Consider the following 26,834-nt stretch of genomic DNA (forward strand, 5'->3'; position numbering starts at 1 on the left):
TAAAATTTGTTGCTCAAATCTTCGGTATAATTGCATAACTAGTTCTGATTTATACAGAATGTTTCTTCTCAATAAGTTTTTGCAACACAACCAATTTTGTTGATCTACCGTCACGGATTGCGAGTGGCAGAGGTGGCATCTCTGCGATGGGAGCAAATTGACTTTCATGGTGGGACAAATTACGTAAAGCGAGTTAAAAAAGGCACTGCATCTACTCATCCTCTTTATTCTGAAGAAATTCGCACATCGACGCAAGCTTCAAAGAGATTATCCTGCTAGCCCCTATGTTTTCCAGTCTTCTTGACGTGGCCCGTTGGCACATGATACGATCGCCGGCATTGTTGAACGGGCTGGTGAATTAGCTGGTTTACTTTTCAGAGTCCATGCTCATATGCTGCGGCATGGAACTGGTTATTATTTGGCTAATCGAGGTATTGATACTCGGACAATTCAAAGTTATCTGGGACATAAAAATATTTAGCACACAGTTCGTTACACGAACTTGCATCTACTAAATTTCAAGGTCTTTGGGATGATTAATGCTCATCTCCCCCAAAATTTTTCGCTCTCTAATTCTTGCCCATCTCCCCCGAAAAAAATCGCTCTCAGCAAATGACAGCCTCACGGATTTCACCCAAATAGGAACTTAATCGACAAGACCATTTGCAGCAAGTAATTTTGCCTGTTGTATAACTTCCTCTGTAAACGCAGGATTGTTCTGCATTTGTTCAAATAAAATGAGTAATGCTTCTGGAGAACCCTTAAAATCAACACGCACACCAACAAAGGTCAGATCAAAAGTCTGATTTGTATTCGTGACCAAATCTAGGTTTTGATGTTTGATGTTAAGGACACGTATGTGGTTGGTGAGTTCAGGCTGTAATTCAGCCGCTACTTCTGAGTATTCTCTGCGAATAAAATTAACTTTCTCAACAGTTTTCTGCTCTAATCTCTTGTCAGATTCTTTAGTGAGATCAGTCTCAACTGACGGAACTACCGCTACTGAGTTAGCTTCGTCTTTTAGTTCTAGCTGAGAATGAGTTTGCAGAGGTTGATATGGTTTAGATGAAGTAAATGAATTACCTTGCGTAGCTACAGTAGAGATGTCCATAGTAGCTGACTTAAGATCATTAGCTTGAGCTTGCTCCTGATAATGACTGACAATAACCTTAGCCTTAGGGTGAGTGATGTTTTCACCTTCTTTAGCAAGTTCTAAAGCTTTTCTACGAGCTTTTTCAGGGGTAGATGGTTCTGCTAAGAGATAAAGTGCTGAAACAGCAATATTCAAATGCGCCAAATTGGCACATTTAAATTGAGCAGCCACTTGCATAAATCTAGTTGCTGTTCTTACACTCCAGCCAAACTCAGCCTTGAGCCAAGCTCTGAAATTTCCATGACCTAACTGTTCTTTTACCTCGGTCAAGTTCTGCCCAATATCAATTATGTCCTGAGCACTCCGATGTATCAAATTTTTAAGTTCAGAGGTTTTACTTTGAACAAGAATCTGGACTTTAGAGGTGAGAATACTATAGTCAAAACCTTGTGTTTCTCGAGTTAAAACTGGTTGTAATAATTTAGACAATGGTTGCTCATAAAACTCAATTACTTCCGTAGAATCAGATAAACTCATAATGATGCACTGCCAATACTAAAGGATTAATAGAACTGAATTATTAATGTCTCAACCTGTAAAGTTGTTATTAGAAATACTAATAGTTGTAATATCTAATTTAGTTATTGTTGCTAGTATTACAAAAATATTCTTGCATACCTATTTTCTAAATAGATTAAAAATAAAAGCATCTATCTAAAGATAAGTAATTATTTTATTATTTTTCTCTGAATCAAATTATTTATCTGACTTTTCCGGTTAAGTTTCTCTAGCAAGTTGCCAACCCTCACAGAGATCGTGCAATTTTAACCAACCTCGCTATAGTACCATCCGTGAGAGGTTAAGATAACTTATATCTTGCACCTATAAAGAAAATCAGCAAAAGGCAAATAAATAGCACAAAATATTACAGCAGATGAATGGTGCATATTAGAGGCTATTTATAAAGTAAATCTAAAGGCGAGCAGGAGGGGATTAGCGCAAGGATTAAGATACCTCATATACAGTGTATTTATATAGTTGCTCATAGCACGAAAGTCTTATCCAACAGACTTAAATGATATGGAATGGAAAATCCTAGCTCTCTTAATTCCACAACCTAAACAAGGAGGACATCCGCGCACAACTGATATGCGAGCAGTATGCAATGCAATCTACTATCACTTTAAAACGGGATGCCAATGGAATATGCTTCCAGCAGACTTTCCTCCAAGTTCAACAGTTTACAGCTACTACAGAAAATGGCAACGTAAGCAGTAATTCTCCTTATGAGAATGGTTATCAATACTTGAGATTAAAATTAACTGATGGAAGCTGGTATCTGTTGAAAATGCTTCTAAATGTTGAATTGAAGGTATGTCTGGCTATTTAAAACGGGAGCATCCCAAATGTGCATGAATAAAGAAACATTATTCGCGATGGATACTCGCGAATAATCTGGGCTTTTTTCCCTCTTTTTGCCAAATTGGGATGCTCCCTTTAAACCCACATTCCGCACCCGGAACTGTCACAAAAGAAAAGGTAGGGAATTTTGGGGCTAGTTTTTGATTCAAGATCAAAACTGGAGGGAAGGAAAGTTAAAAATCAAGCCAGAGTTTGATAAAAAATGAATCGGTATAAAAAATACTGCATAAAAAAGTAAAGCTACTGAAACTAGAGTGAGTAACTCAAAAAAAGTTGATAAAAGGAAAGCTTGAAGAAAATGACAATCAAAATAATAAATAGTAGCGACGACAAGTACTAGGGAAGAATTGTAATATCCATAATCTTTCATCTGAGAGGTTTGATATTTGTGAAAAACCATTAATAATTAATACGTGGATACCTTGAAAACATTGAAATATCCATCGCAAAGTGGGACGGTGTGTCAGTTTACCTAATTGATTTTTTATTTCTTGGTTTTGAGCCAATAAACGAGCACGTAACTGTCGTTGCCCTAAAGTATAAACCAACAAACATAACCCCATAATCATGGATAAAGCTTCAATGCGCTCTGGGGACTTGAGAAATATACTATCTGTTAGGAATAAAGGGTCTTTGAGAAAAGCAAATCCTCTCTCACATGATTGTTGAGCTTTATATTCTTTAATCATGTCTGAGTAGATCAATTCAGATTAATGAATAATATTAGTTGCTAAAATAAATTTATCAGAAGTACGATTTTCAAGTTCAATTGCTTCTTCATCTTGTTTTAATTGCGCTGATATTTGATAGCAATATTTCCAATCAGTCTGAGAGTTATTTTTGCTTTTAATCTGAGGCTTTAACTGTTTTTTAGATATTTTAATTTCAGTCAACCGATGATATTTTAATTGCTCTGATAGATGTAATGCAGCTTTTTTGGCATTTCGATGACAAGCAAATTCTTCATTACATAGCTTAGTTAGCTTCTGATGAGCATTTGTTTGAGCTTGATTAACGGGACTTAAACAAAAATTAAGCCAAAAAAGAGTATAATGCTTAACTAACATAGCTTTCACGTTAGAAAAAGCTCATGAAAGAAACCACTCCCACAGCGATGCCCCCCTGCTTTGACAGATGGTGTCAAAGATTTGATGATGTGTTTACTCATAAAGCTCAAAAAAGAGAGTTTAGACACTATATAGGGGGATTACTGGGGGAAAGAGAGAGAAAAAACCTGTTTCAAATGGCGGATAATGCTGTAGGTGTAACGTACCACCGATTACATCACTTTTTGACCGAAGCACCTTGGTCTAGTGGGCAGGTGAATGAGCGTCGATTAGAAATCATGAATAAGTGCAGTCAAACGAGAATTAGTAGAGGTTTTAGCTTAATAATTGATGATTCTGGTCAGAGAAAAAGTGGTAATTTTACTGCTGGTGTGGGGAGACGTATATTGGAGAAATTGGCAAAACAGATCATGGAATCGTAGTAGTAACAACGCATTTATCTGATGGCAGAAAAAGCTTACCGTTAGATATAGAGTTATATCAACACGCTGATTCTTTAGCTCAAGGGAAACAAGACCCTCTATTTGAGAAAAAACCAGAACTAGCAGTCAAGTTGATAGATAAAACCCTAAACAGAAAATATCAACCTGGGATAGTAATTGTAGATGCTGGATATGGCAACAATACATCATTTTTATTAGAGTTGGAAAAACGGCAATTAAAATATTTAGGAGGGTTAGCTAAAAATCGAAAAATAACAGTTAATCAAACAGACAATATTCAACAAACAATTCGGTTAGATGAATTAGCCCAGCGCTTACCCAAAGAGGCTTTCACAGAAATTCAAATATATTTGGATCAACCCAAAACATTATGGGTAGTAACTTGTGAAGTGGAAATATCAAGTTTAACTGGAAAGCGAAATATTGCGATCGTCATGAATGCTTCTACTTTCTCAGCCGCCACCGATATTGACTACTTCATCACTAATATATCTTCATCAATTGTTACACCACAATGGATAGTTGATACATATTCTCAAAGGAATTGGGTAGAAGTTTTTTACAGGGAAGCTAAAGGATGGTTAGGACTTAAAGAATATCAAGTTCGCGAGCAAAGGAGTTTATTGCGCCATTTTATTTTGGTTTTCTGTGCCGATACTTTTATTCTTTGGCATCAGTTAACTGGAGGATTAAGACGACGGTGGGCAAACAAACCTTTAAACACTTTTACTGAAGCTTTAGAAGCGTTCAGAACAGCTATGTCTTTTCGATTTATTGATTGGTTGAACTCAAATCGTGACGTGTTTGCTGCTTACAAAGCTAGTTTGGGTTACATTTGGGCTTGATTTTTGTCTAAGTCCCGCTAGTAGGGAAATTTGGTACATCATCAGCGATGAAACTCCTACCCTCCAAACGTTCAACCAAGTATTTTTGCACCTTAATTTAGGATAAATAATCACTGATTATTAGCAGTTTTCATTACTTTCATTAGAGCAAAATATCTAGCTAATAATTGGATACGTGTTTATTGTTTATTAACCTAACTTTAAAGATTTTGGTTTAAATACTTAACTATTTTTATCCACTTTATTATTATAATATGTAAATATTGGCTGGAAATAGGTTAAAACTGCAGTTTTTGTCAAGACTAAATTTAGATGCGTTCTCTCTGCATCAGCGGCAGATTCCTGTTGCTCTATTTCGTTGCTGCTAACTCAACAGAAGATTTGAGCTTTAATTTTCGACTCCTTTACAAGCGTTGGCGTTATACCTCCCTGTTGGCTATTTCCTATTTAACTGGCTGACTTTTCTAACCAGGGTAAGTGCATCTACATCTAATTTTGTAGTGAAAATAACAGAATATCTTGCACAATTGTCGTTATGGAAGATATTTGAGTATTAAAGATGACAAGTATTAGGCTAAGAGAGTAACACATCTATCCTACTTAAACGGTCAGTATGATGGCATCAAGTTTCAAATCTCCAAAACCAACGATTGAAAGCACAAAAAAACTGAGCCTAGCGAATGCGACTGCACTGACAGAAAAAACGGCATCGATTTTTAGTGAGATAGAAGATCCGCGTGTAGAAAGAACCCGTATCCATGTTTTAACAGATATTTTAATCATAGGAATATTATCAGTGATGCCGGAGGTAAGGGATGGGAGGACATGGAAAATTATGGATTGAGTAAATACGAATGGCTGGAGCAGTTTTTAGCTTTGCCAGAAGGTATCCCCAGTGCAGATACATTTCGACGGGTGTTTGAACGGATTAATCCAAAAGTATTTGAGCGATGCTTTCGACATTGGGTAGAATCTGTAATTGAGTCAGTAGGAGCGCAAGTAATTCCCATTGATGGTAAAACCCTGAAAGCTTCCTACAATAGAGGACAGGGGAAATCCGCATTACATTTAGTTAGCGCCTGGTCGAGCGAATATTGTCTTGTTTTAGGGCAAGTAAAAGTAGCCGATAAATCGAATCAAATTACAGCAATTCCTGCGTCGTTAGAATTATTAGAGATAGCTGGATGTATTATTACAATTGATGCAATGGGTACGCAAACAGCAATAGCATCTCAAATTTTTAACGCCAAAACGGATCATGATCTTAGCGCTAAAAGGTAATCATCTTACACTTCATGGACAAGTAAAAGATTGGTTTGAGCCACACTTATCTCAAGGGTTTGAAGGTGTTATTCATAGTTATAATGAGAGGGTAAAAAAAGGTCATCATCGTATCGAAAAGCGGCAAGTTTGGTGTGTTCCAGTTTCTCAATTGCCAACTTTACATAACCAAGATAATTGGCTTGGTCTTAAATGTATTGTTATGGTAGCCCGGGTTCGACACCTTTGGAATCAAACGACCAGTGAAGTTCAGTTTTATCTAACTAGTTTAGACAGTGATGCCTGTAAATTAGGGCAAGCAATTCGTCTACATTGGGGTGTTGAAAACGGTCGACATTGGACAATGGACGTCACATTAATGAAGATGCTTGCTGCGTCCGTATTGGTCATGCTCCACAAAACTTAGCACTGCTGCGACGAATTGCACTTAATGCTCTGAATCTAGAACAATCTTTCAAACGTAGTAATCGTCAAAAATCAAATAGAGCCGCTATGAATAATAACTATATGCTGACTATTCTTGCTGCTTGTTTATCCCAATATGATGATGCCTCTCAACCCACTTTTCAATAGCATTTGAGATGCGCTTACCCTGCTTTTCTAACAGTTCGTCATCTACTCAAGGAACTCAAAGATGAACAAACTCTATTTTGAGCTACCTGCTGATTGTTCTACATTAGTTGATCTTCTTTGCTGGAGATCTCTCCAGCAGAATGAACGGCAGGTTTATATATTTCTGCGGGATGGAGAAGTCGAGGAATTCCATTTGACTTATAAGCAGCTAGACTCTCAAGCGCGTGCTATTGGGGCGCTGCTTCAAAGCATGGGAGCGCATGGAGAAAGAGCTTTACTACTCTACCCACCAGGATTTGAGTTCATCACAGCATTTTTCGGATGTCTGTACGCTGGAGTAATTGCTGTACCAGCCTATTCACCACGACGCAATCAAAAAGTGAGCAGGCTACAGGCAATTGTGGCAAACTCTCAAGCAAAGTTTTTACTTACAACTGCATCAGAGTTAGTCAATATAGAGAGTCGATTACCACAGAATCTAGAGTTAATCGGATTGCATCGGCTGGCAACTGATAATCTCAACAGTAACTTGGCATTAGAATGGCAGCAACCGAATTTGTCTGAAAGCACCATAGCTTTCCTCCAATACACTTCTGGTTCTACAGGAACACCCAAAGGTGTGATGGTTACTCATCGCAACTTGCTACATAATGAGCAACTGGTCAAGATAGCTTTTGGGCATACAGAAAAAAGTATAATTGCTGGTTGGTTGCCACTATTTCATGATATGGGGCTGATTGGGAACGTCTTACAGCCTTTGTACTTGGGAGTACCCTGTATTTTAATGTCACCTGTGGCTTTTCTCCAGAAGCCTGTTCGCTGGCTGCAAGCTATTTCCCGTTATAAGGCAACTACAAGTGGTGGCCCGAATTTTGCCTATGATTTATGTGTAGATAAGATTACTGCCTCACAGCGGGAAAGCTTGGATTTAAGTAGCTGGGATGTTGCTTTTAACGGCGCGGAACCTATTCGTGCAGAGACTCTCAAGCGGTTTGCAGCTACTTTTAAACCTTGTGGCTTTCGTTGGGAAGCATTTTATCCTTGCTATGGTATGGCTGAGACCACTTTGTTTGTTTCTGGTAGTTTAAAAACAGCTCCGCCTATTTTTCATCAAGTCAACAAAGCAGCCTTAGAACAAAACCAGGTACTAGCATCAGCAGCAGACGATAGTGATTTCCAGACTATTGTGGGCTGTGGTATGACAATGTTTGATAAAATCGTGATCGTTGACCCTAAATCCAATGCTCAATGTCCATCTGAACAAGTAGGAGAGATTTGGGTATCAGGACTGAGTGTCGCTCAAGGTTACTGGAATCGGCTAGAGGAGACCAAACAAACCTTCAGCGCTTATTTAGAAGATACAGGTGAGGGTCCGTTTCTCCGAACTGGGGATCTAGGATTTCTTCACAAAGGAGAATTATATGTCACAGGTCGGCTTAAGGATGTGATTATCATCAGGGGTCGCAACCATTATCCTCAAGACATTGAACTAACAGTAGAACAAAGCCATCCAGCATTACACCCTGGTTGCGGAGCGGCCTTTGCTGTAGAAGTAGAGGGCAAAGAGCGGTTAGTAATTGTTCAGGAAGTAGAGCGGAGTTATCTGCGATCATTAGATGTTCATCAGGTAGTTAAAGCCATCTGCAAAGCTGTATCACAGCAGCACGAATTACAAGTTTATGCTGTGTTGTTGCTCAAAATTGGGAGTGTTCCTAAAACTTCCAGTGGGAAAATTCAACGCCATGCTTGTAAAGCTGGATATTTAGCTGGAAGTTTAGATCTAGTGGGATCTTGGAGTGCAAATACTCTGTTAACAGAAGAACCAGATAGCCTAGTATCTCTGACATCCCAAAGCGAGTCTAACTTGCCTGCGGTAATTCTCAAAAACAATAAATTTGCAAAGGTTTCAGATTATGGATTAGTTAAAGATCATACTGCCGAATCAATACAAAACTGGATAGTGAATTGGTTGAGCAAAGCATTGAAAATAAAATCTGAATCTATTGAACCAAGCAAATCGTTTGCTGAATATGGAGTAGATTCACAAATAGCAATAGAGTTAGCACAACAGTTGGAAGCTTGGCTGCAATCTCCTAAAGAAATTGAACCAACTATCGCCTGGAGTTTCCCGGATATTGCATCTTTGGCAGATCACTTAGCAAATGAATTAACTATAAAAACATCTATATTTGCTTCTCAAACGCTTCCTAATACAGAAGCAAAGCTGACAGTAGCACAGCACTCTATCAATAAATTACAAATCTCTCAGCCAGCTTCAAATTTAGAAGTAGAACAACTATCACAAGAGCAGATTGAATTGTTAATTGGTAAAAAACTCTCAGAACTAGAAAACTTGCTAGAGGGAAACAGTAGATGAGCTATCAAACTAGCGAAAATTATGCAGAAAACCTTTCTTCATCACAACGGTTACTAATTGCCCTTCAGCAAGCAAAAATTCAACTGGAAGCAGTAGAGTATCAAAAGCATGAGCCAATAGCTATTATTGGAATAGGGTGTCGTTTTCCCAGTGGAGCTAACAATCCAGAAGCATACTGGCATCTACTACAAGCTGGGGTAGATGCGATTACAGCAATTCCCTCCGATAGATGGGACATCAATATTTTTTACGACCCCAACCCTGATACACCAGGAAAGATGTACACCAAGTACGGTGGATTCTTAGAGCGAGTAGACGGGTTTGAACCTAAATTCTTTAATATTTCTCCGAGGGAAGCGATCGCCATAGATCCCCAACAACGACTGCTCCTAGAAGTAAGTTGGGAAGCACTGGAGAACGCAGGACTTGCAAAAGAGCAGTTAGAGGGAAGTAAGACAGGAATATTTATTGGGATTGGCTCGGAAGACTATTCCCAGCTAACTATCAATTCTGGGGATTTCACCCGGATTGATCCCCACAGTAGCCTAGGGAATGCTCGTTCGATTGCTGCTGGGAGATTGGCATATATTTTTGGTTTTCAGGGGCCATGTCTGCAACTAGATACTTCCTGCTCTTCTTCGCTAATGGCAGTTCACTTAGCCTGTCAGAGCCTACGTGCTAAAGAGTCAAATCTGGCATTAGCAGGTGGTGTAAATTTAATACTATCGCCAGAAACCACCATTGGCTTGTGTACACTCAAAGCACTATCTACTGATGGTCATTGTAAAACTTTTGATGCTGCTGCTGATGGTTACGCTAGAGGAGAAGGATGTGGCATCGTCGTACTGAAGCGCTTATCTGATGCGATCGCTGATCGAGATAATATCCTCGCCCTCATTCGTGGTTCAGCAGTCAACCATGATGGCCGCAGCAATGGTATGACTGCTCCGAATGGTTCTGCTCAAGAAGCATTGATTCGTAAGGCACTAGAAAACGCTAAAGTAGAGCCGAATGAAGTTCAATACCTAGAGGTTCACGGAACCGGCACACCTTTGGGAGACCCAATCGAGGTATTTGCCTTGGAAAAGGTGCTGTGTCAAGGACGATCAAAAGATAATCTTTTAATAATTGGTTCAGTCAAAACTAACATTGGGCATTTGGAAGCCGCCGCAGGAATAGCAAGTCTGATCAAAGTAGTACTGTCTCTCCAACACCAGCAAATACCACCTCATCTACACTTTCACAAGCCAAATCCATATATTCCTTGGGATCGTCTGCCAATAGTAATTCCCCGCGAACTTACCCCTTGGTCAACACAAGGACAACGACTCGCGGGGGTCAGTGCTTTTGGGATGAGTGGAACCAACGTTCATCTGATTGTCGAAGAGGCTCCGGAAATTGAACCTATACGTCCAGAAATTGAACGCCCTTTACATCTTCTATGTCTTACCGCTAGAAGTGAGAAAGCACTAGATACTCTGGCAGGTCTTTATCAAAATTACATCCAGTCTCATTCTCAAGAGCTTCTTGGAGATGTTTGTTTTACAGCCAACACAGGGCGATCGCATTTTGAATATCGGTTAGCTTTGGTTGCCGAATCTAGTTGTCAATTGGTTAAAAAATTAACTGTTTTCATAACAAAAACAGATAATACTGGACTACTTACAGGCCAAGTAAATAGCAAAAATCGCCCAAAAATCGCCTGGCTATTTACAGGACAAGGCTCTCAGTATACAGGCATGGGTCGTCAACTTTACGAACAAGCGCCTACTTTCCGCCAAACTATTGACCGTTGCAATGATATTTTGCGTTCTTATCTAGAAATACCTCTACTAGAAGTTCTTTATCCAACCACCGATGAGAATCCCCTACTGAACCAAACCGCCTATACTCAACCAGCCCTATTTGCCATAGAATATGCCCTAGCGCAGTTATGGCAATCCTGGGGAATTAGACCAGATGTGGTTATGGGTCATAGTCTGGGTGAATACGTGGCAGCTTGTGTCGCAGGAGTATTTAGTTTAGAAGATGGTTTAAAACTGATTGCCCATCGAGGACGCTTAATGCAGCAGTTAGCTTCTGGGGGTGAGATGGTAGCTGTGATGGCATCCCTAGAAACAGTTAATCAACTGATTGCCCCATACACACAAAAAGTGGCAATAGCTGCCATCAATGGGCCCGAAAGTATTGTAATTTCTGGAGAATCACAAGCCATTGCGACGCTGCTCAAGAGCTTGGAATCACAAGGAATCAAAACCAAAGTATTGCAAGTATCCCACGCCTTCCATTCACCCTTGATGGAACCGATGTTGGCAGAGTTTGAAGCAGTTGCTAATCAAATAACTTACTATCAACCTCGGATTCCATTGATTTCAAATGTTACAGGAAGGCGAGCAGATGATAGTATTACCACAGCAACTTATTGGGTAAATCATGTACGTCAGCCAGTGAAGTTTGCTCAAAGTATAGAGACTTTACACCAACAAGGTTATGAAATTTTCCTCGAAATCGGGCCATTACCAATTTTGCTAGGTATGGGAAGGCAGTGTTTGCCATCAGGAGTAGGAGTTTGGTTGCCTTCCCTCAGACAAGGTGATGAATGGCAGCGAATGCTACAAAGTTTGGCAGAGTTATATGTGCGGGGAGTTAAAGTTGACTGGTTAGGGTTTGATAAAGATTATGCTCGTAGTAAGGTGACATTACCTACTTATCCCTTTCAAAGAGAACGTTATTGGATACAGACAAAAGAATTAACTGTTAATAGTCGGGGAAATGGGCACAAGGAAAATCAGAGTCAAGAACATCCTCTCTTAGGTTATCGATTAAACAACCTAGCTCATTTTCCCAATACCCATATCTGGGAAATGGAGGTTGATCAGCACTATCTCTCTTATTTGCAAGAATATCGTGTTTCAGGAACCTTACTTATGCCTCATACAGGTTATATAGAAATCGCCCTGGCAGCAACACAAGCTTCTTTAGGTAAGGCTGACTTAATTACAGATTTAAAAATCCATCTTCCTCTATTTTTATCAGAACAAGGAAATCAAAAAATTCAAGTTGTCCTTTCTCATGGCTCTGAAAATTTGAGTCAGGTTTGTGTGTATAGCTGTCAAAATAACCAAAAATCAATACCACATATTTGGAATTTGCATTTTACTGCCAGCATTCCTTATTAAAAATGATTGGTTATTGAAGATTGAGGATTGGTGAGTAGGATGATCTACTACAAGTATTTAAACTCCTCCCTACCAGAAGATAAAGAATAAAAATTCGGAGAATAGAAAGATGAAGTTTGGTTTAATGTTATTTGGCGATAGTCAATATGCTTTAGATAAAAGTAAATATAACTTAGTCATTGAAACTGCTCGTTTTGCAGATAGTCATGGATTTTCTAGTATTTGGACTCCAGAGCGACATTTTGCTCCCCTTGGAGGTCTTTATCCAAACCCATCCGTATTGAATGCTGCTTTAGCCAGAGAAACTCAGCAAGTTAGATTACAATCGGGCAGTGTTGTTTTACCACTTCATCATCCCATGAGAATTGCAGAAGAGTGGTCGATTGTAGATAATTTATCTGCTGGTAGAGTGGGACTGTCTTTTGCATCGGGTTGGAGTCCAGATAACTTCGCTTTTTTCCCTGAGAAATATCAAAATCGTCATGAAGAATTGTTTGTCGGTATTGAAACAGTTAGAAAGCTCTGGCAAGGAGAATCTATCAAGGTAAAAAGTGGCAACGGAAAACTAGTAGATATTAGTATGTATCCCCAACCTATCCAACCAGAACTCCCTATTTGGGTAACAGCAGTAGGTAATCCTCAAACTTTTGCTAAAGCTGGAGAAATAGGAGCTAATCTTTTAACTAACTTGTTTACACAAAGTATAGGAGAATTAGCTGAAAAAATTACTATTTATCGTCAAGCAAGAAGTCAGTATGGACACGATCCCAATATAGGTATAGTATCTCTAATGTTACATACTTTTGTGGGAGAGGATGTCGATCTGGTTCGAGAACAAATTCGTATTCCTTACTGTAAATATCTTAAGTCTAATTCTCATATTTTTCTTCAGGGTGTAGCTCAGGCTAGAGGTTACAATGTAGAGCTCGCCAACTTATCTAAAAAAGATTTAGATAACTTAGTAAATTTTATTTTTGACAGATTTGCTTCTACAAGTGGACTGATTGGAACACCGGAAACATGTCTTGAGTTAATTAAGCAACTCGATAATGTTGGAGTAAATGAAATAGTCTCTTTATTAGATTTTGGGCAAGAAGAAGATATCATTATAAACCACCTACCATATCTTAATCAGCTTAGAGAAAACTACACTAATTATGTAAGAGCGAAAATACATCTAGATTACCCTCCAAAAAATCTTACTCAAAGACTATTAAACGGTAGGGAAATAATTTCAAATAAAAAACAATCGTTATCTGATTACAAAACTACATTTTCAGAAATCAAAACTCGATGTAGAGAAGCTAAAGATCCGGCTGAATTTGACCAATTATTGGCTCAAAATGGAATACAAAAAGAAGCCAGTTCTAAGACTAGAATAAAAGAACTCTGGCTTGGCAAAGGAGAAGCATTAGGAAAAGTTGAGTTTTCAGGAAGCATGATGGAATTAGATCATAGCTTCCAAATTAATCCATCCCTACTTAATGCTTGCGATCATGTTTTAGGCGCAGTCTTACTATATTATGATGAATTTTCCGATGAAAATCTTCAGAATCATCAGCCAGTTTTTTACCTACCAGTGGGATGCAAGAGTTGTCGTGTTTATCGCCCTATGGGAAATATAGTTTGGAGCCACGCAGTTGTCCAACATCCTCTGAAAAAAACTCAAGAGATTGTTGAGGGAGATGTTCGCATCTTTGATCAAGAGGGAAACTTATTGGTAGAAGTTTCTGGGTTACAGATGCAGCAAACTAATTATTTGGCTAACTCAATCAATACTCAGAATCATTACACAGATTGGTTTTATCAATTGCAATGGCAACCAAAACCTCTCCCAGAATCAGAACTGGTAATTAAAAAAGCTCCAGGTAGCTGGCTCATCTTAGCAGATAGTCTTGGTGTAGGGGAAAAACTAGGAGAACTTTTAGAGGAAAAAGGAGAACGCTGTTTCATTGTTCGTTTTAGCGAGATATATCGAATTTCTTCCGAAGAGCTACTAATCGAGCAAGTTTTTGCCTCAGAGCAACTGGTGTGTCGTGGGGTAGTACATCTATGGAGCTTGGATACCATAAATATTGAAGAAACAAGCTTTACTTCTTTAGAAAAAGACCAAACAATAACTGTCACAAGCATACTCAATCTGGTGCAAGCACTGATTAACAGGGTAAAAAACCAATGGCCTTGTCTTTGGTTTGTCACTCAAAATGTACAAAAAATAGGTTCAGAAGTTACCCCTCCTTCTTTAGCTCAGGCTCTTGTTTGGGGGTTAGGGAAGGTTATAAGAACAGAATTATCTCATGTGGTCGGAGGACTTATAGATTTAGATAAAGAATCCTCTATTGATGAAACAGCCAACCAGTTGTTGAGAGAACTAATAGCTCCAGATGGAGAAGATTTAGTAGTTTTTCGCGATCGCCAAAGGTATGTAGAGAGGCTTGTACGTAGTCAAAACCAATCAATCAAAACCAAACCCATCAGTTTTCGCTCTGATGCTACTTACTTGATTACTGGTGGTTTAGGTAGATTTGGGTTACAAGCTGCCTATTGGATGGCTCAGCAGGGAGCAAAAAATTTAGTTTTCATCAATCGTCGTGAGCTTTCAAGTGTTACTTGGGAGGTAATTAGACCATTACAAGAGTTAGGGGCAAAAGTTTTGCTTCTCAAAGCTGATGTAGCAGATCCCGGAGCTATGTCTCAAGTCTTCGAGCAAATAGAGTCATCTTGTCCACCTCTAGGAGGAATTCTTCATGCTGCTGGTGTATTAGGGTCTGCACTGATTGAGGAAATAACTCCTGAGACCTTAAAAGCAATGTTAAGTCCGAAAGTACTTGGAGTCTGGAATTTGCACCAATTAACTAAGAATAAAAAGTTAGACTTTTTCATTAGTACTTCTTCAATGACTGCGGTGTGGGGTTCTAAAGGAGAAGGTCATTATGCGGCGGCTAATTACTTTCTCAATGTTTTTGCCCATTATCGTCACAGTCTAGGATTACCTGCTCTAACTATCAATATGGGATTATTGGATATTCCACAAGGAGATTTGAAATCTGAATTATACAATTATGAGTTATTAGGCGAGAAATTATTAAAACCGAAAGATGCCTTTGCGGCTTTAGAACAAGTATTGGCTTGGGAAATTGCTAACCAAGTCATAGTTGATATTAACTGGTTTGTCTTCAAAGAACTTTATCAAGCCAGTACGGGAAAATTACTTTTAGAGCAAATTGAGACGCAACCAATAGGGATGATTGGTCAGCAATTAAGATCAAGAGACTTTTTTTGGCAGGAATGGGAATCCTCACCAGCTAGCGATCGCCACGAATACTTAATTACTTATCTGCAAAAGGAAGTAGCTCAAGTATTAGGCTATATAAGAGAAAAAGTCCTTCCTTCCCCAGAACAAGGATTTTTTGAAATGGGAATGGACTCTTTACTAGCAATAGAACTTAAGAATAGACTCTCTGCTAGCCTAGGTTATGAACTCCCTACAGTATTAATTTTTGAGCAGCCTAATATTCTGAGTCTTGCTGATTACATTGCTCAAGAAGTATTGCATTGGCATCTTGTAGAAGAGACAAATCTAGTATCTGCTCTAGAAGATGATGAAGAAGAAACATCTTACAACATTAAACAACTATCAAAGCAAAACTTAGAAAATCTCATCAATCAAGAACTAAAAGAATTAATGGAATATAACTAGTATGAATAAGGTTCCACAAAATATAGAGCAATTATCGCCATTGGAACGTTCAGTTTTGGTAATTGAGAAATTAAAAACCAAACTGAATAAACTAGAGTATTCAATCAAAGAACCGATCGCCATTGTTGGTATGGCTTGTCGCTTACCTGGAGGTGTCAATAATCCTGAGCAATTTTGGCAACTTTTATCTAATGGAATTGATGCGATCGCGCCAATTTCTGATCATCGTTGGGACATTAATGCTGGCTACAATACTGCTTCAAAAACTCCTGAAAACATGTACATCCGCTCTGGAGGATTTTTGCAAGAAATAGATCAATTCGATCCGCTTTTCTTCAACATTTCACCCAGAGAAGCAAAAGGAATGGATCCCCAACATCGCCTCCTTTTGGAAGTTAGTTGGGAAGCACTAGAAATTGCTGGCTACATACCCAAGCGATTAGAAGGTAGACCTGTAGGAGTTTTTATCGGTATTATCTATAATGAGTATGGTCAAATTCTAAAACACCATCAGTCAGATCCCAATCCAGATTATTCTGCATTTGGGGTAGGTTCATTTAGTGCGGCAGGCCGTATATCCTATACTTTGGGACTGACTGGCCCTTGCATGGCGATCGATACAGCCTGTTCTGCTTCGTTAGTTTCTCTACATCAAGCTTGTCAGAGCTTACGACAACAAGAATGTGAAATGGCTTTAGCTGGTGGAGTTAATTTAGTACTTTTGCCAGACACTATGATCGCTATGTCGAAAGCAGGAATGTTATCTCCAGATGGTCGTTGCAAAACTTTTGATGAATCTGCTGATGGTATAGGTAGAGGAGAAGGCTGTGGCATCTTAGTACTTAAACGTCTCTCGGACGCTCAAAAAGCATCCGATAATATACTTGCTGTGATTAAAGGCTCTGCTGTCAATCAAGATGGCCCTACTAGTGGGTTTAGTGTTCCCAACAGTTCTTCCCAGCAACAGGTGATTCGTCAAGCATTAAAGATGGCGCATGTCGAACCTTCTCAAATTAGTTACATCGAAGCTCACGGAACGGGTACTTCTTTGGGAGATCCAATTGAAATCAGGTCTTTAGCAAAAGTATATGGAGAAGCACGCTTTCAGCAACAACCATTGATCGTTGGCTCAGCAAAAACTAACATTGGTCATTTAGAGTCTGCTGCGGGAGTTGCAGGAATAATTAAAGTAATATTGCAGTTACAAAATCGGCAGATAGCACCTCATCTACATCTAGATCGCCCTACTTCCAAGTTCAACTGGGATGAGTACCCAATGATAGTACCAACCCAATTAACTGCTTGGGAAATCAAAGAAGGTAGTAGAATTGCGGGAATTAGTTCTTTTGGAGTTAGTGGTACTAATGCTCATGTGGTGTTGGAAGAAGCACCAGAACAGATCCAAAGTCAAAAGCGCAAAGAGTTGCGAACTAAGAGTGACAATCTCAAAGTCAAAAGTGAGAATAGACAGGAATTTCCTCAAATATTAACTCTTTCAGCAAAAATTCCTCAAGCTCTCGAAGAGTTAGTGAATCGTTATCGCGATCATCTGGAAACTCATAAGGAATTAGATCTGGCAGATATTTGTTATACCGCCAATACAGGACGTGCCCACTTCAATCATCGTCTAGCCGTTATTGCATCTGACAAACAAGAATTAGCTGATAAATTAGCAAAAATCAATGTTCTCAAAGAGACTAATGGTGTATTTTTAGGAAAACTCTCTAGTAATAGTAAATCACCTAAAATTGCTTTTCTGTTTACTGGACAAGGTTCTCAGTATTTCAACATGGGAACACAACTCTATCAAACGCAACCTGTGTTCCGTAAAACCTTAGATCTTTGTGACCAAATTCTACAATCTTATTTAGAAAAATCTATATTAAACGTTATTTATCCTCAAGAAGTCACACTAAGTAGTTCTATCATTGACCAAACCGCCTATACTCAACCAGCCCTATTTGCCATAGAATATGCCCTAGCGCAGTTATGGCAATCCTGGGGAATTAGACCAGATGTGGTTATGGGTCATAGTCTGGGTGAATACGTGGCAGCTTGTGTCGCAGGAGTATTTAGTTTAGAAGATGGTTTAAAACTGATTGCCCATCGAGGACGCTTAATGCAGCAGTTAGCTTCTGGGGGTGAGATGGTAGCTGTGATGGCATCCCTAGAAACAGTTAATCAACTGATTGCCCCATACACACAAAAAGTGGCAATAGCTGCCATCAATGGGCCCGAAAGTATTGTAATTTCTGGAGAATCACAAGCCATTGCGACGCTGCTCAAGAGCTTGGAATCACAAGGAATCAAAACCAAAGTATTGCAAGTATCCCACGCCTTCCATTCACCCTTGATGGAACCGATGTTGGCAGAGTTTGAAGCAGTTGCTAATCAAATAACTTACTATCAACCTCGGATTCCATTGATTTCAAATGTTACAGGAAGGCGAGCAGATGATAGTATTACCACAGCAACTTATTGGGTAAATCATGTACGTCAGCCAGTGAAGTTTGCTCAAAGTATAGAGACTTTACACCAACAAGGTTATGAAATTTTCCTCGAAATCGGGCCATTACCAATTTTGCTAGGTATGGGAAGGCAGTGTTTGCCATCAGGAGTAGGAGTTTGGTTGCCTTCCCTCAGACAAGGTGATGAATGGCAGCGAATGCTACAAAGTTTGGCAGAGTTATATGTGCGGGGAGTTAAAGTTGACTGGTTAGGGTTTGATAAAGATTATGCTCGTAGTAAGGTGACATTACCTACTTATCCCTTTCAAAGAGAACGTTATTGGATACAGACATCAGAAAACGTAAGCCAAAAAGACGCTGATTCCAATGCAGAAAAGAAGATTACGACTATTGTTCATTGGCTGAACAATGGGAATACTCAACAGTTGGCTGAACAATTAGAAAAAATTGGGAAATTTTCCGTAGAACAAGTCAAGTTATTACCAGAAGTGCTGGCAATATTGGTCAAACAGCATCAGGAAGAACTGACAGCAGCAACAGATGTGAAGGATTGGCTTTATAAGATAGAGTGGCGTTCTCAAGTGCTTTTCGGTAAGCAATTAAAAGCTACTTACTTACCAAGTGCTTCTGAAATTGATACTAAACTTTATCCTCAAGTTGTGGAGTTGATAAAACAAGCTAACTTGGAAGTGTATGGACAAGTTATAAGCCAATTAGAAGTTTTGAGTATAGACTACATTCTAAAAGCTTTCCAGGAATTGGGTTGGGAATTTCAGGTAGGAGAATCTGTTTCAAGGTCATTCATTGCCCAGAAATTGGGTGTTGTCCAAGAGCATACTAGGCTACTGGAACGTTTGCTGGAAATGCTCAGCGAAGTGGGAATCCTAAAACCAATTAATGGTGGATGGGGAATAACTAAAGTACCTGATATTAAAGATCCACAACAGTTATTGAACTCCTTATTAAGTCAATACCCCAATGCATTAACTGAATTGACTCTGCTCTCTCGCTGTGCTTCTCGACTAGCTTCTGTGTTGAGAGGAGAATGTGACCCAGTGCAATTAGTTTTCCCACAAGGGGATTTAACTACTGCTAACCAACTGTATCAAGAATCTTCAGTAGCGAAGCTGATGAACACCTTGGTGCAACAAACAGTCTTATCAGCATTAGAGAATTTGCCCAAATCTCGTGGGGTGCGCGTGTTAGAAATTGGCGGGGGAACCGGAGGAACTACCGCCCATATCTTACCCTATTTGAATCCAGATCAAACAGAATATGTGTTCACGGATATTAGTTCTTTATTCACTACTAAAGCGACTGAGAAGTTTGCAAATTACCCTTTTGTACGTTATCAAACCTTAAATATTGAAGTTGACCCATCCATTCAAGGATTTGAGTCCCATCAATATGATTTGATTATTGCAGCGAATGTGCTACATGCTACAGCAGATTTATCTGATACTTTAGAGCATGTACGGCAGTTATTAGCACCAAAAGGAATGTTAGTGCTACTTGAAGGAACCACTCGCCAAAGATCGTTTGATTTAATCTTTGGATTGCTTGAAGGTTGGTGGCGGTTTACCGATGTAGATTTAAGACCTAATTACCCATTACTCTCAGTCAGACAATGGCAACAACTGCTAGAAAAAAGTGGTTTTCAACAAGCTGTGAGTATTTCTGATATTGATGGTTCTAGTGGTTTGTCCGAACAAGCAGTGATTTTAGCTCAAGCCGAGGATACTAGATTATCCAATACTTCTCAAGCAAAGAGTTGGTTGATTTTTGCAGACCAACAGGGTATTGCTCAGCAGTTAGCTATTCAGTTGCAATCTACAGGAAATGTCTGTATATTAGTCAAACCTGGAAAAGAATTTCAACAAATTTCTCAACAAGAGTTTACTATTAACCCAAATAATCCTCAAGAATTTGAGCAACTATTACTAGCATTATCAGATAAATTACCTAGTTTAAATAGTGTTGTTCAATGTTGGAGTATTGACGAAATAGACCCTCAAAGCCAAAGATATGATGTACAAGATATTCAACAGTGGGTATGCGGAACTACTTTATTTTTAGTGCAAGCTTTGGTTAAGGTCTTAGGTTCTCAACCTCCGCAGCTATGGTTAGTTACTCAAGGAGCACAGCCAGTACCCGACATTAATCCTTGCGTTCGGGGAATAGTTCAATCTTCTTTGTGGGGTATGGGCAAAGTGATTGCTTTGGAACACCCAGAGCTAAAATGCATACGGGTAGATTTAGATCCAAATGCAGAGATTGAAAAACAAGCCCAAGCTTTATGGGAAGAAATCGGCTCGGATGGTGTAGAAGACCAAGTAGCTATTCGTTCTCAAGAGCGTTATGTTCCTCGCTTAGTTCATCATCAATATAGCCAAGAAGGTATAAATAAAAATAAAGTTTTTGCATCAACAACATACAAAGTAGCAACATTCCGTGAAGATAGCACTTACGTAATCACAGGAGGTCTAGGAGGTCTAGGTTTATTGGTGGCTCGCTGGATGGTAGAACGTGGAGCCAGACATCTAGTTTTAGTAGGACGTAGTGGAGCTAAGGATGCTGTCCAAACTCAGTTACAGGAATTAGAACAAGTTGGTGCTAAAGTTGATGTTATGCGGGCAGATATATCTGATGTCGAGTCAATTGCAGAGGTATTTTCACAAATAGAACAATCTTTACCACCATTGCGAGGAATTATTCATTCTGTAGGTGTTTTAGATGATGGAATTCTACAGCAGCAAACCTGGGCAAAGTTTGCACGGGTAATGGCTCCCAAAATCCAAGGAGCCTGGAATCTCCACAATTTAACTGTAAACAAACCTTTAGACTTTTTTGTAATGTTTTCTTCCGCAGCATCTTTACTTGGTTCTGCTGGTCAAGCAAATCATTCGGCAGCAAATGCCTTTTTAGATGCTTTAGCTTATTATCGTCAAAGTACGGGACTGCCAGGATTGAGCATTAACTGGGGAATAGTGGCACAAATCGGAGCAGCAGCCAAGCTCGAAGCAGATGAACGAGCACAGAAAAAGGGAATGGGAGCAATTCTGCCAACTCAGGTCTTGGAAGCATTAGATTTACTGATGAGTAATCTTTCTGGTTCAGTTGGAGTGGTTCCGATTCACTGGCCTAAGTTTATTCAACAATGGTCTGCTTCGCCGTTTATCGCAGATTTTATCGAAAGATATTTGTCAAGAACTTTAGCTCAGAACGCAGTAAAAGCAAAACATGACGGGTTTTTAGAACAATTAAAGCTGTTAACTCCTGGGGAAAGAGAAAAGCTGTTGACCGCTTACCTACTTGATGAAATTGCTCAGGTATTGGCAATGAAAGTTTCTCAAATTGATGTACAACAATCTCTTAATACAATGGGACTTGATTCTCTGATGTCTGTGGAATTGCGGAACCGACTGCAAACAGACTTGGAAGTTGATGTACCTATAGTCAAATTTATGGAAGATATCAGTATTGTTGATTTAGTAGCAGAATTAGATGAGCAACTAACTCAAATTGATCAGCTTCAAACATTTGAGTCAGAAAATAACCAGCACACTCTCTTAAATGACGTCAAGGATAATAATTGGATTGAGGTGGAACTATGAATTTAATTGAGTTCTTACAAGACCTTTCGCTCAAAGGTGTAAAGTTGTGGACTGAGGGTGGAAGGCTACGCATTGGTAGTTCCCAAAAAGTATTGACTCCTGATGTCACCAGTCAACTACAGCAATATAAGACCGAAATCTTAGAGTTACTTTGTAAGCACCCAGATACTTTTAATGTTTATCCGCTCTCCTATGGTCAAAAGGCACTTTGGTTTTTATGGCAACTAGCACCAGAAAGTCATGCTTATAACGTATCATTGTCCGTTCGTATATGCGGAGCGATAGATATTACAGCAATGGAAAAGGTATTCCAAGTGCTAATGGAACGCCATCCGATATTGCGTACTACTTTTCCTCAACGAGGAGCTGAACCTATCCAACATGTACATCAAAATCAGGAATTAGATTTCTTACAAATTGATGCTTCTAGTTGGATTGAAGATCAATTGAAAGTGAAAGTGGTTGATGCTCATCAAATTCGATTTGATCTGGAAACAGGGCCCGTTGTGCGAGTCAGATGGTTTACTTGTTCTGATGAAGAGCATATTTTATTGCTGACTATGCATCACATTGCTTGCGATCGCTGGTCTTTTGATATTTTGCTACAAGAATTGCCAAAAATCTATCAGGCACAAAGATCTGGTATTGAAATATCCCTTCTTCCTCTGAAACATTCCTATCAAGATTATGTGAACTGGCAAAGAAAAATACTCTCTAGTGCCCAGGGAGAAAAATTGTGGAGCTATTGGCAACAGCAATTAGCAGGAGATTTACCAACACTAAATCTCGCAACAGATAAACAACGAGGGCCAATACAGACTTATAATGGTGCTTCCTATCGCTTCAAGTTATCGAAAACGCTGACTGAGCAAGTTAAGAAATTAGCCCAAAGAGAGGGAGTAACTTTTTATACAATTCTTTTAGCTACTTTTGCGCTGCTTTTGCATCGTTACACAGGTCAGGAAGATATTCTAGTAGGTTCTCCGTCTCTAGGTCGAAGTCAAGCTGAATTTGCTGAAATTTTCGGCTGCTTTATTGACCCAGTTGTGATCAGGGCAAATTTGTCGGGAAATCCTAGTTTTAAGGATTTTCTGAAGCAAGTTCGTCAAACAGTACTGGAAGCACTGACTCATCAAGATTATCCATTTTCTCTACTTGTAGAAAAATTACAGATACATCGCGACCCTAGCCGTCCACCGATTTTTCAAGCTTTTTTTGCCCTGAAGCAATTACATCAATCTCAAGATCTACTTCTTCTGCTTGAGAATGAAAGTGAAAAGAATGTTGATTGGGGAGGAATGCAGTTAAAACCTTTTGAAATTCCTCAACAGGAAGGTCAGTTTGATTTAGATTTTGAAATAGTGGAGAGTAGTTCATCAGTTTTTGGGACTTTTAAGTACAATACTGACTTATTTGAGGAACCGACTGTTGAGCGTATGGCTGGTCATTTCCAGAATTTGTTGTCAGCAATTATCGGAAATCCGCAACAAGTTGTCGGTGAATTACCTTTATTGAGTGAAGCAGAACGTCATCAGTTGTTGCTTGAATGGAATCATACAGAGAGTGAATATCCCATTGATCAATGTATTCATCAATTGTTTGAAGAACAGGTAGAGAAAACACCGGATGCTGTAGCGGTAGTGTTTGAAAATCATCAGTTGACCTACCAGCAATTAAATCAAAAAGCCAATCAACTAGCACGTTACTTACAAAGCCTGGGTGTAGGAGCAGAAAGGCTAGTGGGGATTTGCGTAGAACGTTCGATTGAGATGGTGGTGGGAATTTTAGGGATACTTAAGGCTGGTGGTGCTTACTTACCTTTTGATCCTGATTATCCCCAAGAACGTTTAAGTTACATGTTGGATGATTCTGGGGTCAGGATTCTCTTAACTCAAGAGTCTTTAAGAGAAATGTTATCCTCACAACAGTTACAAATTGTTTGTTTGGATACGGATTGGAAAAATATCACAGCATATTCTCAACAGAATCTTGATGCTGAGGTTACATCATCTAATCTGGCTTATGTTATCTATACTTCTGGTTCTACAGGTAAGCCAAAAGGAGTAACAATTGAGCATCGTCAAGTTATCAACTTTTTTACAGGAATAGACGATCGCATTGGAAATAATTCTCCAGGAACTTGGTTAGCATTAACGACAATATGTTTTGATATTTCTGTTTTAGAGTTATTTTGGACTTTAGCCAGGGGTTTCCAAGTCATTATCGCCCCAGAACAGAAAAAACTATTCTCTTCCACAACATCAAAGCTTCAGTCCCTAGACAAAAACATTGAGTTTAGTTTGTTTTATTTTGCTAGCGATAGTGACCAAAATAGTGATCAAGATAAATATAAATTACTCCTCGAAGGTGCTAAATTTGCGGATAGACATGGATTTTCTGCAATTTGGACTCCTGAACGTCATTTCCATCAGTTTGGTGGGTTATACCCCAATCCTTCCGTAGTTAGTGCAGCGATCGCTGCTATCACAGAAAACATTAAAATTCGAGCAGGAAGTGTCGTTATTCCCCTTCATGATCCCATCCGAGTTGCAGAAGAATGGGCAGTCGTAGATAATCTATCTCATGGTAGAGTCGGAATTTCTTTTGCAACTGGTTGGCAACCTAATGACTTTATTTTAGCTCCAGAAAATTACCCACAGCGTAAAGCTGTGACGTTAGAAGCGATCGAAACCGTTAGAAAACTTTGGCGAGGAGAAACAGTTAAACGCAGAGATGGTAACGGAGAAGCGATCAAGATCAAAGTTCTTCCCCGTCCCCTTCAGAGCGAGTTACCAACTTGGATGACCGCATCCGGAAATCCAGAGACTTTCAAATTAGCTGGAAAACTAGGGGTTAATGTTCTGACTCACCTATTAGGTCAAACGATAGAAGAACTAGGAGAAAAAATAAATCTTTACCGTCAAGCTTGGCGCGAGCATGGTCATTCTGGTAATGGTCATGTGACCATAATGATTCATACATATATTGGAGAAAATTTAGAAACTGTTCGCCAACAAGTATACCAACCATTATCTGATTATCTCTGCAGTTCTCTGGGACTGATGAAAAGCATTGCAGTTTCCATGAATCAAAACCCGGAAGACTTAAGCCAAGCTGATAGGGATGCTATGGTTACTCACGCATTCAATCGCTATTTTGAAACTTCAGGACTTTTGGGTACACCAGAAAAATGTCTTCAGATAATTAACCAACTCAAAGCCATTGATATTGATGAGGTCGGCTGCTTAATTGACTTTGGTGTGGATGTTGATGCTGTCATCTCTAGCTTAAATTACATCAATGCATTAAAAGAGGATAGTAATCAAAAACATATATCCGAAAGTGATACATCTTCCTTCTCGACACAAATTAGCAAGTACAATGTCTCTCATTTGCAATGTACTCCATCACTGTTAAAAATGTTACCGGATAAAATGAGTAGCCTCAAGTCCCTGAGCAAAATTTTGGTTGGTGGAGAAGAACTATCCGTATCTTTGGCTAAAGAACTATCGTCCGTTGTGTCCGGGGAAATCTATAACATGTACGGGCCGACAGAAGCAACTATTTGGTCAACGATTTATCCAGTGAAAAACTGTGATCAAAAACTGTCGATTGGAAAACCGATTATTAATACACAGCTTTACATTTTAGACCGTAATTTACAACTAGTCCCTATAGGGGTACCCGGAGAACTATACATCGGAGGTAATGGTCTAGCCAGAGGTTACCTTAACCGTCCAGAACTAACTAAACAAAAATTTATCCCAAACCCCTTTCATAATTCTAAATCCGAACGCCTTTACAAAACAGGTGACCTCGTCCGCTATTTGCCCAACGGTGATATTGAGTATCTAGGTCGCATTGATAACCAAGTAAAAGTGCGGGGTTTCCGCATCGAACTTGGAGAAATCGAAGCAGTTCTCAACACCCACCTTCAAATCCAACAAGCTGTTGTGATTGCCACAGAAGAGACCAGTGGTAATAAACGCTTAGTTGCCTATATAGTACTTGATGAACTACTGACTACCCAACACTTACGTCAATTCCTCAAGCAAAAGTTACCAGAATACATGGTACCTGCTGTATTTATAACTTTAGATACTTTACCCTTAACACCCAACGGCAAACTAGATCGAAAAGCACTACCAGCACCAAATGGTGTTTCGCAAGAAGATGAATATGTAGCACCAGGTACAACCATAGAAAAAATCTTAACTAATATCTGGCAAGAACTACTTCTCAAAGAAAAAATCAGCATCCACGACAACTTCTTTGAAATTGGTGGTGATTCTATTCTTAGTATTCAATTAGTTTCTCGCGCTAAAAACTCAGGAATACAAATTACTGCTCAGCAAATATTCCAAAATCAAACCATAGCAGAATTAGCCAAAATCGCTAATACAATAGTTAATTTTGAATGTAAACAAAGCCTAGTTACTGGAGTTGCAAACCTAACGCCAATTCAACATTGGTTCTTCTCACAAAATAGAAAAGAAGCCCATCATTATAACCAATCAGTTTTATTAGAGATTTCCAAGAATATCAAAGCGGAATTCCTAGAGACATCTGTAGAAAAATTGTTAGAACATCACGATGCTCTACGTTTACGATTCACATCACAAGCATCAGAGTACAAACAAATAAACCAAGGCTTAGATGATGTCGTGCCATTTACGGTAGTAGATTTATCATCAACTCCCAGACTAAAACAACCACAAACATTAGAACAAATCGCCACAGAATATCAAGCCAGTCTCAACCTATCAGATGGC

10 protein-coding genes and 3 pseudogenes are annotated in these 26,834 nt (G+C 39.2%); 10 read left to right on the forward strand and 3 right to left on the reverse strand.

Annotation, left to right across the window (positions count from 1 at the left end; genetic code table 11):
- Positions 1-96: 96 nt before the first annotated feature.
- Both HCR01_RS40240 and HCR01_RS40245 read left to right on the forward strand, forming a co-directional pair.
- Positions 97-279: a tyrosine-type recombinase/integrase gene (locus tag HCR01_RS40240; protein ID WP_264299971.1), complete on the forward strand. Its 183-nt coding sequence runs from the start codon at positions 97-99 to the stop codon at positions 277-279.
- 34 nt (positions 280-313) lie between these two features.
- Positions 314-481 carry a tyrosine-type recombinase/integrase gene (locus tag HCR01_RS40245; protein ID WP_320073231.1) on the forward strand — a complete coding sequence of 56 codons (168 nt, stop codon included), beginning with the start codon at positions 314-316 and terminating at the stop codon, positions 479-481.
- Positions 482-646: 165 nt separating this feature from the next.
- Here the strand turns inward: HCR01_RS40245 and HCR01_RS33065 are convergent, their stop codons facing one another.
- Positions 647-1,630: a DUF3102 domain-containing protein gene (locus tag HCR01_RS33065; RefSeq protein ID WP_193200195.1), complete on the reverse strand. Its 984-nt coding sequence runs from the start codon at positions 1,628-1,630 to the stop codon at positions 647-649.
- 543 nt (positions 1,631-2,173) lie between these two features.
- On the opposite strand from HCR01_RS33065, the pseudogene HCR01_RS33070 reads away from it, so the two are divergent.
- Positions 2,174-2,365, forward strand: a pseudogene (locus tag HCR01_RS33070) (transposase); the annotation flags it as partial.
- A gap of 455 nt (positions 2,366-2,820) precedes the next feature.
- Here HCR01_RS33070 and HCR01_RS33075 read toward each other — a convergent pair.
- Positions 2,821-3,204 (reverse strand): IS1634 family transposase, encoded by a 384-nt coding sequence (locus HCR01_RS33075; protein ID WP_193200196.1) that lies wholly within the window; start codon positions 3,202-3,204, stop codon positions 2,821-2,823.
- Between the two features lie 21 nt (positions 3,205-3,225).
- Entirely contained in the window at positions 3,226-3,591 is a 366-nt protein-coding gene (locus tag HCR01_RS33080) for a hypothetical protein (protein ID WP_193200197.1), read from the reverse strand.
- A gap of 14 nt (positions 3,592-3,605) precedes the next feature.
- Between HCR01_RS33080 and HCR01_RS33085 the strand changes: the two are divergent.
- The 7 genes and pseudogenes from HCR01_RS33085 to HCR01_RS33120 all read left to right on the forward strand — a co-directional run.
- Positions 3,606-4,870: pseudogene (locus HCR01_RS33085) on the forward strand (IS701 family transposase).
- 616 nt (positions 4,871-5,486) lie between these two features.
- Positions 5,487-6,724: pseudogene (locus HCR01_RS33095) on the forward strand (ISAs1 family transposase).
- A 61-nt stretch (positions 6,725-6,785) separates the two neighbouring features.
- The gene (locus HCR01_RS33100; RefSeq protein WP_193200199.1) at positions 6,786-9,101 is read left to right on the forward strand and encodes an AMP-binding protein; all 2,316 of its coding nucleotides are present in this window, start codon (positions 6,786-6,788) and stop codon (positions 9,099-9,101) included.
- Positions 9,098-12,280, forward strand: a complete 3,183-nt coding sequence (locus HCR01_RS33105; RefSeq protein ID WP_193200200.1) for a type I polyketide synthase — start codon at positions 9,098-9,100, stop codon at positions 12,278-12,280. Before HCR01_RS33100 ends, HCR01_RS33105 begins: the two co-directional genes overlap by 4 nt.
- A 109-nt stretch (positions 12,281-12,389) precedes the next feature.
- Positions 12,390-15,980 carry a type I polyketide synthase gene (locus HCR01_RS33110; RefSeq protein ID WP_193200201.1) on the forward strand — a complete coding sequence of 1,197 codons (3,591 nt, stop codon included), beginning with the start codon at positions 12,390-12,392 and terminating at the stop codon, positions 15,978-15,980.
- A gap of 1 nt (position 15,981) precedes the next feature.
- Positions 15,982-22,062: a type I polyketide synthase gene (locus tag HCR01_RS33115; protein ID WP_193200202.1), complete on the forward strand. Its 6,081-nt coding sequence runs from the start codon at positions 15,982-15,984 to the stop codon at positions 22,060-22,062.
- Positions 22,059-26,834, forward strand: a 4,776-nt coding sequence (locus HCR01_RS33120) for a MupA/Atu3671 family FMN-dependent luciferase-like monooxygenase (protein ID WP_193200203.1), incomplete at its 3' end; no start/stop codon positions are given. The genes HCR01_RS33115 and HCR01_RS33120, both read left to right, overlap by 4 nt.

Source organism: Nostoc sp. MG11 (assembly GCF_014904695.1).
Taxonomy (GTDB): Bacteria; Cyanobacteriota; Cyanobacteriia; order Cyanobacteriales; family Nostocaceae; genus Komarekiella.

What these genes read in the sequence shown, in the direction of transcription:
- HCR01_RS33110 (WP_193200201.1), top strand. Translation starts at nt 12,390, where the DNA reads ATGAAGTTTGGTTTAATGTTATTTGGCGATAGTCAATATGCTTTAGAT.
- HCR01_RS33100 (WP_193200199.1), top strand. Translation starts at nt 6,786, where the DNA reads ATGAACAAACTCTATTTTGAGCTACCTGCTGATTGTTCTACATTAGTT.
- HCR01_RS33065 (WP_193200195.1), bottom strand. Translation starts at nt 1,630, where the DNA reads ATGAGTTTATCTGATTCTACGGAAGTAATTGAGTTTTATGAGCAACCA.
- HCR01_RS33115 (WP_193200202.1), top strand. Translation starts at nt 15,982, where the DNA reads ATGAATAAGGTTCCACAAAATATAGAGCAATTATCGCCATTGGAACGT.
- HCR01_RS33105 (WP_193200200.1), top strand. Translation starts at nt 9,098, where the DNA reads ATGAGCTATCAAACTAGCGAAAATTATGCAGAAAACCTTTCTTCATCA.
- HCR01_RS33075 (WP_193200196.1), bottom strand. Translation starts at nt 3,204, where the DNA reads ATGATTAAAGAATATAAAGCTCAACAATCATGTGAGAGAGGATTTGCT.